Source organism: Streptomyces sp. NPDC088810 (assembly GCF_044750305.1).
Classification (GTDB): domain Bacteria; phylum Actinomycetota; class Actinomycetes; order Streptomycetales; family Streptomycetaceae; genus Streptomyces.
The window spans coordinates 41,071-54,152 of record NZ_JBIVJQ010000001.1 but is presented as its reverse complement, the minus strand read 5'-3'; the positions used below and the strand labels follow the sequence as shown (position 1 = coordinate 54,152).

Here is a 13,082-nt window from a genome sequence, read left to right as displayed (position 1 = left end):
GACGTTCAACAGCGTTCAACGACGAACGACGAACGGGGAAGTGATGCGCAGCAAGAGCAGCACGTTCCGGACACCTAGGGCCGTCACCACACTCGCCGCACTGCTCGCGGGAGCGCTCGCGCTCTCCGCCTGCTCCAGCAGTGACGACGGCAAGAAGGACAACGGGGACAAGAGCAGCGGAGCCACCGCCGCCACCGTGACCCTGCCGAAACTGAACGGCGCCCGTCTGGAGGTGGCCGCCGTCTGGACCGGCGCCGAGCAGGCCAACTTCAAGAAGGTGCTCGCCGAGTTCGAGAAGCGGACCGGCGCCAAGGTCACCTTCGTACCCGCACAGGACCCGATCATCAACTTCCTCGGTTCGAAGATCGCGGGCGGCCAGCCGCCGGACGTCGCGCTGCTCCCGCAGCCCGGCGCCATCAAGCAGGCCGTCGACAAGGGCTGGGCCAAGCCCCTCGGACCGGAGGCCCGGAAGGAGCTGGCCAAGAACTACTCGCAGGGCTGGCAGGACATCGGCAAGGTCGGCGGCAAGCAGTACGGCGTCTACTACAAGGCCGCCAACAAGTCGCTGATCTGGTACAACGCCGAGGTCTTCGAGAACGCGGGCGCCAAGGAGCCGAAGACCTGGCAGGACCTGCTGACCGCCTCGCGCGCGGTGTACGACTCGGGTGTCACACCGTTCTCGGTGGCCGGCGCGGACGGCTGGCCGCTGACCGACTGGTTCGAGAACGTGTACCTGTCCCAGGCGGGCCCGGAGAAGTACGACCAGCTGGCCCAGCACAAGATCAAGTGGACCGATCCGTCGGTGAAGCAGGCGCTGACCACCCTCGCCCAGATCTGGGGCAGGAAGGACTACCTGGCCGGCGGCCAGACCGGCGCCCTCCAGACGGAGTTCCCGCAGTCGGTCACCCAGACCTTCACCGGCGGCGACCAGCCGAAGTCCGCGATGGTGTACGAGGGCGACTTCGTGCAGGTCAACATCGGGGAGACCAAGGCGAAGGTGGGCACGGACGCGAAGGTGTTCCCGTTCCCGGCGGTCGGCGCCGGCGCGCCGGTGGTCTCCGGCGGTGACGCGGCGGTGATCCTGAAGGACTCCAAGGCCGCGCAGGCCCTGGCCACCTTCCTCGCCTCCCCGGACGCGGCCACGATCCAGGCAAAGCTCGGCGGTTACCTCTCCCCGAACAAGAGCGTGCCGATCTCGGCGTACCCGAACGCGGTCCAGCAGAAGATCGCCAAGGCGCTCGTCGCGTCCGGCGACGACTTCCGCTTCGACATGTCCGACCAGGCCCCGCAGGCCTTCGGCGGGACGCCCGGCAAGGGTGAGTGGAAGGACCTCCAGGACTTCCTGAAGAACCCGAAGGACGTCGCGGGCGCCCAGGCGAGGCTGGAGAAGGACGCGGCCGCGGCCTACGGGAACGGGGGCTGATCCGGCCATGGCGTCGGCAGCGGCGGCCGGGGCCCCACCGGGCCCCGCCGCGCCCCGCAGTCGCAAGAGCGTGACCGGCACCCGCAGGACCGTGGCAGCGCTGTTCCTGCTGCCCGCGCTGGTGCTGCTCGGCGCGCTCGTGGTCTACCCGATCGGGTACTCGCTGGTCCGCAGCTTCTACAACGCCTCCGGCGACGGCTTCGCCGGCTTCGACAACTACAAGACCCTCTTCACCGACGACGGCATCCGCACCGCCCTGAAGAACAACGTCCTGTGGGTGGTGTTCGCGCCGGCGGTCGCCACCGCGCTGGGCCTGGTCTTCGCGGTGCTGACCGAACGGGTGCGCTGGGGGACGGCGTTCAAGCTGGTCGTCTTCATGCCGATGGCGATCTCGATGCTGGCCGCCGGGATCATCTTCCGGCTGGTGTACGACCAGGACCCCGACAAGGGCGTCGCGAACGCGGTGTGGGTGGGCGTGCACGACACGTTCGCGCAGTCGTCGGCGTTCCCGAAGGCGCACCCGGGCCGTGACTCGCCGCTCCGGCCGGATCAGGGCGGCTTCGTCACCAAGGAGCCCGTCCGCGCCGGGCAGCCGGTCACCCTGCCGCTGGTCGGCGTCGCCCCGGACCAGTTGCCGGACGACGCGAAGAAGGCCGCCGCCGCGAAGCCGGAGCCGGGGAAGGTCACCGGCAGCACCTGGCAGGACTTCACCCGCGGCACGGGCGTCGGCAGGCTCGGCGCGCCGGACCCGTCCGAGGTGGGGTACGCCGGGATGCGGATCGAGGCGGTGAAGGACGGCAAGGTGGTCGCGTCCACGAAGGCGTCCGGGGACGGCACCTTCACCCTGCCCGCGGCGGCCGACGGGGCGCTGCTCCGGCTGCCCGCGAGCAACTTCAGGGAGCCCTACAACGGGGTGGACTGGCTCGGCCCGGCGCTCGTGACGCCGTCCATCATCGGGTCGTACGTGTGGATGTGGGCGGGCTTCGCGATGGTCCTGATCGCGGCCGGGCTCGCGGGCGTGCCCCGGGAACTGCTGGAGGCGGCGCGGGTGGACGGCGCCACCGAGTGGCAGGTGTTCCGCAAGGTCACCGTGCCGCTGCTGGCGCCGGTGCTGGCGGTCGTGGTCGTCACCCTGATGATCAATGTGCTGAAGGTGTTCGACCTGGTGTTCATCATCGCGCCGGGCTCCTCCCAGGACGACGCGAACGTGCTGGCGCTGGAGCTGTACCGCAAGGGCTTCGCGGAGGGCCAGCCGGGCATCGCGAGCGCGATCTCGGTGTTCCTGCTGCTGCTGGTGATCCCGGTGATGCTGTTCAACGTTCGTCGGCTGCGGCGGGAGGTACGGCGATGACGGCGACCGCCGGAAGCATCGGCAAGGCCGACCCGGTCCGCACGGTGAAGGCGAGGCAGTCGGTCGGCTCCCGGATCGCGGAGCGGCTGAGCGGCGGGCTGGTCCGGGTGGTCCTGATCCTGGTGGGCCTGTTCTGGCTGGTGCCGACCATCGGCCTGCTCGTCTCGTCCCTGCGCACACCGCAGGACATGAGTGCGAGCGGCTGGTGGACGGTGTTCACCAAGCCGTCCCAGCTGACCGTGGACAGCTACCAGCGGCTGCTGGAGAACTCCGACATCACCAACTCCCTGGTGAACACGGTGCTGATCACGGTCCCGGCGACCGTGCTGGTCGTGGTGATCGGGGCGCTGGCCGGGTACGCGTTCGCGTGGATGGAGTTCCCCGGCCGGGACTGGTGGTTCCTGGGCGTGGTGAGCCTGCTGGTGGTGCCCGTGCAGGTCGCGCTGATCCCGATCGCCGAACTGTTCGGCAAGCTCGGGCTGTTCGGGACGATCCTCGGGGTGATCCTGTTCCACACCGGCTTCGGCCTGCCGTTCGCGGTGTTCCTGCTGCGGAACTTCTTCGCGGAGATCCCGCGCGAGCTGCTGGAGGCGGCCCGGCTCGACGGCGCCGGTGAACTGCGGCTGTTCGCCCGGGTGGTGATGCCGCTCGGCGGGCCGGCGATCGCGAGCCTCGGCATCTTCCAGTTCCTGTGGGTGTGGAACGACATGCTGGTGGCGCTGGTGTTCACCAAGTCGGGCACCCAGCCGATCACGGTCGCGCTGCAGACGCAGGTACGGCAGTTCGGCAACAACATCGACGTGCTGGCGCCCGGCGCCTTCATCTCCATGGTGATCCCGCTGGCCGTGTTCTTCGCGTTCCAGCGGCAGTTCGTGTCCGGCGTGATGGCCGGGGCGGTCAAGTAGCCGCAGAAGGGGATCACTTATCGGGGGGCGGGCCGTCGGCGGCCCGCCCCTCGGCGTTCACCCGGTGTCCCCCGAATGCCGTACGGGCCGTAACCAATTCACTCCATCGGCCGTTCCCGGGCAGAACGCCCGCGCCGACCGACCCATGGATGTCCCTTGCCCAGGTTCAGTGTCATTGTCCCCGCGTACAAGGTCCAGGCGTATCTGTCCGAGTGCCTGGACTCGGTGCTCTCGCAGTCGTATCCCGATCTGGAACTGATCGCCGTGGACGACTGCTCGCCCGACGCCTGCGGCGCGATCATCGACGAGTACGCGGCCCGGGACGCCCGGGTGAAGCCCGTCCACCTGGCCGAGAACCAGGGGCTGGGCCGGGCCCGGAACGCGGGCCTGGCCGAGGCGACCGGTGACTACCTGGTCTTCCTGGACAGCGACGACACGCTCACCCCGGACGCGCTGCGGGCGGTCGCCGACCGGCTCAAGGAGACCGGCGACCCGGACGTGCTGGTCTTCGACTACGCGCGCACCTACTGGGACGGTCGCCGGGTGCGCAACCAGCTCGCCGCCCAGCTCACCGAGCAGGGCCCGGCGCCGTTCCGGCTGGAGGACCGGCCGGGGCTGCTGCGGGTGCTGATGGTGGCCTGGAACAAGGCCTACCGGCGGGACTTCGTCGAGCAGCACGGCTTCCGGTTCCCGCCGGGCTACTACGAGGACACCCCCTGGACCTTCCCGGTGCTGCTGACCGCGCAGTCGCTCGCCACCCTGGACCGGGTGTGCGTGCACTACCGGCAGCGCCGGCAGGGCAGCATCCTCGGCACCACCAGCGACAAGCACTTCGACCTCTTCGAGCAGTACGACCGGGTGTTCGCGTACGTCGAGGAGCGGCCGGAACTCGCGCGCTGGCGGCCCGAGTTGTTCCGGCGGATGGTCGACCACTACGCGACGGTGTTCAGCAAGCCGGGCCGGCTGCCGCGCGGCAGCCACGGCGCGTTCCTGCGCCGGGCCCGCGCCCACTACCGCCGCTACCGGGTGCCGGGGGTGCGCCTGCGGCTGCGGCACGCCCTGGTCCGCTTCGGGCTCCACCGCACGTTCCGGGCGCTCCGGCTGGCCGCGGCCGTCCGCCGGCGGGCGCTGAAGTCCGCGGTCAAGCTGGTCCGCGCCGCGCGCACCGCCGTCCTCCGGCTGCACTACCGGTTCCAGCTGCGGCTGCCGCTGCGCTCCGACCGGGCGGTGTTCGCCGCCCGGGAGGGCCGCGGGGACCCGGCCGCGCTGGAGGAGGCGTTCCGTACGCACGTGCCGCGGCTGAGCACGGCGTGGATCGCCCGGCCCGGGCAGGAGCACGCCGTACCGGCGGGTCCGCGGCGGCTGCGGCCCGGCACGGCCGCGTACTGGACGGCGCTGGCCCGCTCCCGCTACCTGGTCAGCGACGCCGGCTTCGAGGGACGGCTGCGCAAGCGGCCCGGGCAGGTCTTCGTGCAGACCCAGCAGGGCACCCCGCTCGGCCACGCGGGCCTCGACCTGCTGGAGCGCCCGGCGGCGGCCCGGGACCTGGACCTCGCGGAGCTGCTGCGGGGCGTCGACCAGTGGGACTACGTCCTGTCCGGCAACCGGCACGCCACCCTGACCTGGGAGCGCGTCCACCCGGGCGGCTACACCACGCTGGAGTACGGGCTGCCCCGCAACGACGTCCTGCAGCGGGCGACCGCGGCGGACGTGGCCCGGCTGCGCACCGCGCTGGGCGTCCCCGAGGGCGCGGTCGCGATCCTGTACGCGCCCGCCCGCCGCGACCACCGGCGCACCCAGCAGCCGCTGCTCGACCTGGAGCGGATCCTGCGCCGGCTGGGCCCGCGCTTCGTGGTCCTGGCCCGCACCCACACCCCCGTGCAGGGCACCCGGATCATCGACGTCTCCGGCCACCCGGACCCGGCGGAGCTGTGCCTGGCCTCCGACGTGCTGCTCACCGACTACGCGCCCGTCCTGTTCGACTACGCGGGCCTGGACCGGCCGATCGTGGTGCACACCGAGGACTGGGCGGCGTACGAGGCGGTCCGCGGCGTCTACATCGACCTGCGGGCCTTTCCGCCGGGCGCGGTGGCGCGCAGCGAGGACGAGCTGATCGACATCTTCGCCACCGGCCACTGGTGCGGCTCGCGCTCGGCGCAGCTGCGGGCGGCGTTCCGGGAGCGGTTCTGCCCGTGGGACGACGGGCGGGCCGCCGAACGGGTCGTACGCCGGGTGGTGCGGGGCGAGACGGAGCTGCCGCCGGTGGTGCCGCTCGCGGACCGGAAGCCGGCACCGGCGGCCTGCGCGCGTTCTCCGCTGGCCACCGTGCCGCAACCTTCCGGTCCCCTTCCCGTCACCGAGAGCCACTGAACACCGTTGGTCCTTCCGGGAGTTCCCATGCCCCTCGGCTCGACGCGGCCCGCCCCGAGCCGGCCGTCCACCTGGCGCCCGGCGGGACGGCCCGGCCGCGTCCGCAAGACGACAGAAAGAACAGAATGCCCCGCTTCAGCATCATCGTCCCGTCCCACGGGGTCGCCGGCCGGCTGTCCCAGGCGCTGGACTCGGTCCTCGGCCAGTCCTTCGGCGACCTCCAGCTGATCCCGGTCTGCGACGCCCCCGACGCTCCGGCCGCCGAGGTCGCCGCCGGGTACGCCGAGCGGGACTCCCGGGTGACCCCCGTCCACTCGCCGCCGTCCGCCGGGCTGAGCGGGGCGCGCAACACCGGGATGCGGGCGGCGACCGGCACCTATCTGCTGTTCCTGGACGGCGACGACCTGCTGCTGCCGGGCGCGCTGGCCGCGCTGGACGCCCGGCTCACCGAGACCGCCGGCGTGGACGTGCTGTACACCGAGCACGAGCGCGTCCCCTGGTGGGAGGGCGAGCCGGCGAACCCGGCCGCGCCGCTGCTCGCGGGGGCCCCGAAGGGCGCCTTCGCCCCCGCCGAGCGGCCCGCGCTGACCGGCGTGCAGCTGCCGGCGTGGAGCGCCGTCTACCGCCGCGACTTCCTCTCCGAGCGGGAACTCGCCTTTCCCGACGGCCACTTCACCGACCTCGGCTGGGGCGGGCTGGTGACCGTCGCCGCCGGGCGGATCGCGGTGCTGCGCCAGGTCGTCGTACGGCACCGGCTGCGCCGGCAGGGCAGCCGGCTCAATCTGCCCGGACCGCACCAGCACACCCTGCTGGACCAGGTCGAGCAGGTGCTGACGCGGGCGGCCGACAGCGGCCTGCCGGCCGAGCGGACCGGGCCGCTGTTCGACCAGCTGTTCTCCGTGGTGCTGAAGACGGCGTCCCGGCCGGAGCGGCTGCCCTCCGGGCACCGGGCGTTCTTCCGTCGCGCGGCCCGGCTCTACCGGCGGCACCGGCCGGCCGGGCACCGGGTGCCGGGTGGCAGCCTGGGGGTCCAGCACCGGCTGCTGGCGGCGGGCGCGTACACCGCGTTCCGTGCCCTGCGGGGCGCCAACCGGGCGGCCGACGGCGCCGTCGGCCGGCTGCCGCGCCCGCGCCCGCTGCGCACCCGGCTGCGCTACCTCCGTGACCTGCGCCGCCCGCTCGACACCGGCCTCGCCGTGTACTGCGCCTACTGGGGCCGCGGCTACGCCTGCAACCCGGCCGCGATCCACGCCAAGGCCCGCGAACTCGCCCCACACCTCCGCTCGGTGTTCCTCGTCGAGGCCGGCCAGGAACACGCCGTACCGCAGGACGTCGAGTACGCGGTGATCGGCTCCCGGCGCTACTGGGAGGTGCTGGCCCGCGCGAAGTACCTGGTCAACAATGCGAACTTCGCCGAGGGCGTGGTCAAGCGGCCGGGCAGTGTGCACCTGCAGACCCAGCACGGCACCCCGCTGAAGACGATGGGCGTGGACCAGTCGACGTACCCGGTGGTGGCCGCGCAGTCCGGCAGCTTCACCAAGCTGCTGGGCCGGGTCGACCGCTGGGACTTCAACCTGTCGTCCAACCGCCACTCCACCCAGATGTGGGAGCGCGCCTTCCCGGGCTCGTACGAGCACCTGGAGTACGGCTATCCGCGCAACGACGTCTACTACACGGCGACCGCGAGCGACGTGGCCCGGATCCGGCGCGAACTCGGCGTCCCGGAGGGCAGCACGGCCGTGCTGTACGCGCCGACCCACCGCGACCACCACACCGGCTTCGAGCCCGGCCTGGACCTGGAGGCGTTCTGCGCGGCGGCCGGCGAGGACGTCGTCGTCCTGCTGCGGGCCCACTACTTCTACGACCGGGGCCGCTCCCGGAACTCGGAGCGGATCATCGACGTCACCGCGCACCGCTCCTCCGAGGACGTGTGCCTGGCCGCGGACGCGCTGGTCACCGACTACTCGTCCATCATGTTCGACTACGCCAACCTGGACCGGCCGATCGTCGTGTACGCCGACGACTGGGACGTGTACCGGGAGACGCGGGGCGTCTACTTCGACCTGATGGCCGAGCCGCCGGGACGGGTCGCCCGCACCCCGGAGGAACTGGCCGCCGTCTTCCGCGACGGCTCGTACGCCGGCCCGGAGGCCCGGGCGCTCAGGGCCGCGTTCCGGGAGCGGTTCTGCCAGTTCGACGACGGGCGGGCCGCCGAGCGGGTGGTCCGGCGGGTGCTGCTCGGCGAGCCGCCGGAGGCGCTCCCGCCGGTGATCCCGCTCGCGGAACGCATCCCCGCCCCCGCCGCCGCGACCCTCGTGAGGAGCTGATCCCGCCGTGCCCCGCTTCAGTCTGATCGTGCCCTGTTTCAAGGTGCAGGGCTTTCTGCGCGAGTGCCTGGACTCGGTGCTCGGGCAGTCCTTCGGCGACTTCGAGCTGATCGCCGTGGACGACCGCTCCCCGGACGGCTGCGGCGCGATCCTGGACGAGTACGCCGAGCGCGACCCGCGCGTGAAGGTGCTGCACCTGCCGGAGAACGTGGGCCTCGGCCGGGCCCGCAACGCGGGTCTCCCGCACGCCACCGGCGACTACCTGTTCTTCCTGGACAGCGACGACACCCTCACCCCGGGCGCGCTGCGGGCCGTCGCCGACCGGCTCGCCGAGGCCGACGACCCGGACGTGCTCGTCTTCGACTACGCGCGCACCTACTGGTGGGGCGGCACCCGGCGCAACGTCCTCGCGCACGTCCTGGCCGAGGCCCCCGGCATCTTCGCCGTCTCGGAGTACCCGCAGATCCTCGACCTGCTGATGGTGGTCTGGAACAAGGTGTACCGGCGGGAGTTCGTCACGGAGAACGGCTTCGAGTTCCCGCCGGGCTACTACGAGGACACGCCCTGGACGTTCCCGGTCATGCTGAGCGCCCGCCGGATCGCCGCCCTGGACCGGATCTGCCTGAACTACCGGCAGCGCCGGCAGGGCAACATCCTGTCCACCACCAGCCGCAAGCACTTCGACATCCACGACCAGTACGAGCGGGTCTTCGCCTTCGTGGCCGAGCGGCCGGAGCTGGCGCAGTGGCGGCCCTACCTGCACCGCAAGATGGGCGAGCACTGCCTGGACATCCTCGCCAAGCCGGACCGGTTGCCGCCCGCCGACAAGGCCGAGTTCTTCCGGCGTACGGCGGAGATGTTCCGCCGGCACCGGCCCGCGGGCGCCCCGGTGGACGGCGAGGTCGCCGTGCTGGAGGGGTCCTGGACCGGGTACCGGCTGAAGCGGCAGGCGGCGCGGGCCGGGCGGGAGGCGGCCCGGCAAGCGGAGCGGGTGCGCCACGCGGCCGCCGGCCGGGCCCGCGCCGGCTGGGCGGCCGTGCACGCGCACCGTCCGCTGGACGAGCACCTCGTGGTCTACTCGGCGTCCTCGCACCGGGGCCTGCTCGGCGACCCGGCGGCCGTCCACGCGGCGGCCCGCGAGATCGCCCCGCAGCTGCGCGGGGTGTGGGTGGTGCGGGACGCGGAGACGGCCGCGCAGCTGCCGCCCGACGTGGAGCACGTGATCGTCGGATCGCGGCGGTACCTGGAGGTGACCGCGCGCGCGAAGTTCTTCGTCAACGACGTCAACTGGCCCGGCTCCCTGGTCAAACGCCCCGGCAGTGTGCACGTCCACACCCATCAGGGCACCCCGCTCAAGTACGTGGGCGCCGACCTGCTCGACAAGCCGGGTGCCCGGCTCGGCTTCGACGTGCCGCAGATGCTGCGCCGGGCCGACCGCTGGGACTACAGCCTCGTCGCCAACCGCCACTCCGAGCTGGTGTGGGAGCGGGCCTACCCCTGCCACTTCACGTCGGTGCGCACCGGCAGCCCGCGCAACGACGTGCTGGTGAACGGCGGGCCCGGTGACTTCCGGGAGCGGCACGGCATCCCGGCGGACCACACGGTCGTGCTGTACGCGCCGACCCGCCGGGACTACCGCCGGGGCGGCCACGTGGACCGGATCGACCTGGCCCGGTTCGCGGCGGACCTCGGCGAGGGCCACACGCTGGTGGTCCGGCTGCATCCGTCGCTGGCGACCGGTCCCGCGCGGGGCATGGGCCTGGCGGAGCTGGCCCGGCGCCGGATCGTGGTGGACGCGACCGACGAGCCCCGGGCGGCGGACGTGCTGCTCGCGGCGGACGTGCTGGTCACCGACTACTCGTCCGTCATGTTCGACTACGCCGTCCTGGACCGGCCGATCGTGGTGCACGCCGACGACTGGCCCGCGTACCGGGCGAGCCGGGGCACCTATCTCGACATCACCGCCGAGCCGCCGGGCCATGTGTCCACCTCGTACCGCGAGCTGGCCTGGCTGTTCGCCTCGGGCTCCTGGCGGGACGAGGAGTCGGCGCGGCTGCGCGCGGACTTCCGGGCCCGGTTCTGCGAGTACGACGACGGGCGGGCCGCCGAACGGGTGGTCCGGACGCTGCTGCTGGGCGAGCCGGCGCCCGGGCAGCCGGTGCGCATCCCGGGCCAGGCGGCTGCCCCGGACGCGCTGACCTCGGCGTGACCCGTGCGCGAGGGGCCGGCCCCGACCGGGACCGGCCCCTCGGACGCGCTCGGCGTTACTCGACGATCAGGTCGACGTCGATGTTGCCGCGGGTGGCGTTGGAGTACGGGCAGACCTGGTGGGCGGTCTCGACCAGCTTGCGGCCGGTCTCCTCGTCCAGGGTGTCGGGCAGCTCGATGCGCAGGGTGACCTTCAGCCCGAAGCCCTCGCCCTGCTTGCCTATGCCGACCTCGGCGGTCACGGCGGCGTCGCTGACGTCGACCTTGGCCTGGCGGCCGACGAGGCCGAGGGCGCTGCCGAAGCAGGCGGCGTACCCAGCGGCGAAGAGCTGCTCCGGGTTGGTGCCCTGGCCGTTGCCGCCCAGCTCCACCGGCATGGCCAGGGCCAGGTCGATCTTGCCGTCGGAGGAGACGGCACGGCCCTCACGGCCGTGGGTGGCGGTGGCGACAGCGGTGTAGAGCGCGTCCATGAAGACCATCCCTCTGGGGTGTGGCGGTTCGTTGTGACCACAAGTAGAGCACACAATTAAGTTGTGCACAACTAAATGGGGTGCAAGAGCTATCCTGGAGCCATGAACGACATGGACTGGCTGCGCCTGGACCGGCAGATCTGCTTCTCCCTGCACGCCGCGTCCCGTGCCTTCAACGGCGTCTACCGCGTGATCCTGAAGGACCTCGGGCTCACCTACCCGCAGTACCTGGTGATGCTGGTGCTGTGGGAACAGGGAGAGCTGCCGGTCAAGAAGCTCGGCGAACAGCTGCGGCTCGACTCGGGCACACTGTCCCCGCTGGTCAAGCGGCTGGAGGCGGCCGGTCTGGTGCGGCGCGAGCGCAGCGCCGAGGACGAGCGCTCGGTCCTGGTCCAGCTCACCGGGGAGGGCACGGCACTGCGCGAACGGGCCCTGGAGGTGCCCCGCAGGATCATGTCGGCGACCGGTTTCGACCTGTCCGAGATCGTCGACCTGCGCGCCCGGCTGGACCAGCTCACCACCGCTCTGGACGCGGCGGCGGAGGCGGAGGCGCGGGCAGTCCGCTGAGCGGGCGGACGTAGAGCCGTACGGTCACCCCGCCCCGCACGGCTTCCCGACGGGCCACGAACTGCTGCCCGAGCACGGTCGCCTTCGCCCGCTCGACGGGGTTGCGCGGCGCCCGCCGGCCGGCGAGCAGCCGCCCGTCCGCGACGACCCACACCCGGTCCAGCCGCGCCAGCCTCCGGCGCACCTCCTCCGGCCCTGCCTCCCGCCCGTACAGCGTCCCGGACGCGGCGGCCCCCGCCACCAGCGCCACGTCCCGCGTCCCGCGGAAGGCCCCCGGATACGTGAGCGCCACGTTCCGCATCGCGCCGGGAAGGAACAGCACGGGTTCTCCGGGCGGTACGTTTCGCCCCGCCGCCCGGGAGATCGCGCCGAGGTCGTCCGGCCGATGACCGGGTGCCCGGTCCTTCTGGAGCAGGGGGAGCTGGTGGAGGAGGGAGAGGGCGACGGCGAGAACGCCGGTGAGGGTGACGTAGGACGGCTGCGACAGAGGGTCGCCTTTCAGGCGACCAGCGGCGCACACGCGCCCCACTGCCCCCGCCACCCGCTCGGCCCCGCAGGCCACCAGCAACGGCGCCCCGGAGAGCGCGTACAGCACGTACCGATCGACATAGAGCGGCGACCACTGCGACGCCAGCATCAGCACCACCGGCGGCACCACCACCACCGGCAACGCCACCGCCGCACACGTGACCTCCCCCCGCCGCCCCGCCCATCCCGCCAGCCCCGCGACCCCCAGCCCGAGGCACACCCAGAACACCTCGTCCGTCGGCCCCAGGAACTCCCGCAGCAACCTTTCCGCAGTGTCCGCCGCAGGCGCCCGCAGCCACGCCAGCTGCGCCGCCTGCGCCTGCGACACCGCCACCATCGGGAGCAGCGCGAGCACCACCGCCGCCGCCGTACACCCCCACCCCCGCCACACCCGCCCCCCGGCCCGGGCCAGCGCCAGCGACACCGCGTGGGCGAGGAGCAGCAGCACCGCGAACTCGTGCAGCCAGCAGGTGAGTCCGAGGACGGCGCCGTAGGGCCACCAGGAGCCGCCTTGCACGGCCCGGACGAACAGCAGCGTCGCGCCGGTGGCGCCGGCCGCGACGATCGCGTAGGAGCGACCCTCCTGGGCGAAGTGACCGGCCATCGGCGTGACGGCGTACAGCAGTCCGGCCCACAGCCCGACCCGCGGCCGGACCAGCCGCATGCCGAGCGCGGCCACCAGACCCGCCGTGCCGGCCGCCGCGCACAGCGACGGCAGCCGCAGGACGACCTCGCCGGGGTGGACGGCGAGCACGGCGTGCAGCAGGAGGTAGTACAGGCCGTGCACCGCGTCCACGTCGTGCAGCAGCCGCCAGATCTGCGGCACGGTACGGCGCCCGACCTGGTAACTGACCGCCTCGTCGCGCCACATGCCGCCCCGGTCGAGTCCCCAGAGGCCGAGCGCGAGCATCACCAGCGCGGGCAGGACCACGA

Annotated in this window: 9 protein-coding genes; 7 read left to right on the top strand and 2 right to left on the bottom strand. The window is 72.7% G+C overall.

What is annotated here, in order from left to right; genetic code table 11:
* The first annotated feature begins 43 nt into the window (after positions 1-43).
* From ACIP4Y_RS00200 to ACIP4Y_RS00175, 6 genes are all read left to right on the top strand, one after another.
* Entirely contained in the window at positions 44-1,423 is a 1,380-nt protein-coding gene (locus ACIP4Y_RS00200) for an ABC transporter substrate-binding protein (RefSeq protein WP_401385741.1), read from the top strand.
* Positions 1,424-1,430: 7 nt separating this feature from the next.
* Entirely contained in the window at positions 1,431-2,774 is a 1,344-nt protein-coding gene (locus ACIP4Y_RS00195) for a carbohydrate ABC transporter permease (protein WP_401385738.1), read from the top strand.
* Positions 2,771-3,679: a carbohydrate ABC transporter permease gene (locus ACIP4Y_RS00190; protein ID WP_358637154.1), complete on the top strand. Its 909-nt coding sequence runs from the start codon at positions 2,771-2,773 to the stop codon at positions 3,677-3,679. Before ACIP4Y_RS00195 ends, ACIP4Y_RS00190 begins: the two co-directional genes overlap by 4 nt.
* Before the next feature lie 156 nt (positions 3,680-3,835).
* Complete coding sequence (locus ACIP4Y_RS00185; protein WP_401385734.1) at positions 3,836-6,049, top strand: CDP-glycerol glycerophosphotransferase family protein; 2,214 nt, start codon at positions 3,836-3,838, stop codon at positions 6,047-6,049.
* Positions 6,050-6,174: 125 nt separating this feature from the next.
* A complete protein-coding gene (locus tag ACIP4Y_RS00180) occupies positions 6,175-8,376 on the top strand; it encodes a CDP-glycerol glycerophosphotransferase family protein (protein ID WP_401385731.1) in 2,202 nt (733 codons plus the stop codon).
* A 7-nt stretch (positions 8,377-8,383) separates the two neighbouring features.
* Entirely contained in the window at positions 8,384-10,585 is a 2,202-nt protein-coding gene (locus tag ACIP4Y_RS00175; protein ID WP_401385729.1) for a CDP-glycerol glycerophosphotransferase family protein, read from the top strand.
* Between the two features lie 55 nt (positions 10,586-10,640).
* Here ACIP4Y_RS00175 and ACIP4Y_RS00170 read toward each other — a convergent pair whose 3' ends face one another.
* Entirely contained in the window at positions 10,641-11,054 is a 414-nt protein-coding gene (locus ACIP4Y_RS00170) for an organic hydroperoxide resistance protein (protein ID WP_401385728.1), read from the bottom strand.
* Between the two features lie 75 nt (positions 11,055-11,129).
* Here ACIP4Y_RS00170 and ACIP4Y_RS00165 point away from each other — a divergent pair, with 75 nt between their 5' ends.
* On the top strand, positions 11,130-11,621 hold the full coding sequence (locus tag ACIP4Y_RS00165; RefSeq protein ID WP_401385726.1) for a MarR family winged helix-turn-helix transcriptional regulator: 492 nt from the start codon (positions 11,130-11,132) through the stop codon (positions 11,619-11,621).
* Here the strand turns inward: ACIP4Y_RS00165 and ACIP4Y_RS00160 are convergent.
* Positions 11,569-13,059 (bottom strand): hypothetical protein, encoded by a 1,491-nt coding sequence (locus tag ACIP4Y_RS00160; protein WP_401388584.1) that lies wholly within the window; start codon positions 13,057-13,059, stop codon positions 11,569-11,571. The genes ACIP4Y_RS00165 and ACIP4Y_RS00160 overlap by 53 nt on opposite strands.
* Positions 13,060-13,082: the final 23 nt, after the last annotated feature.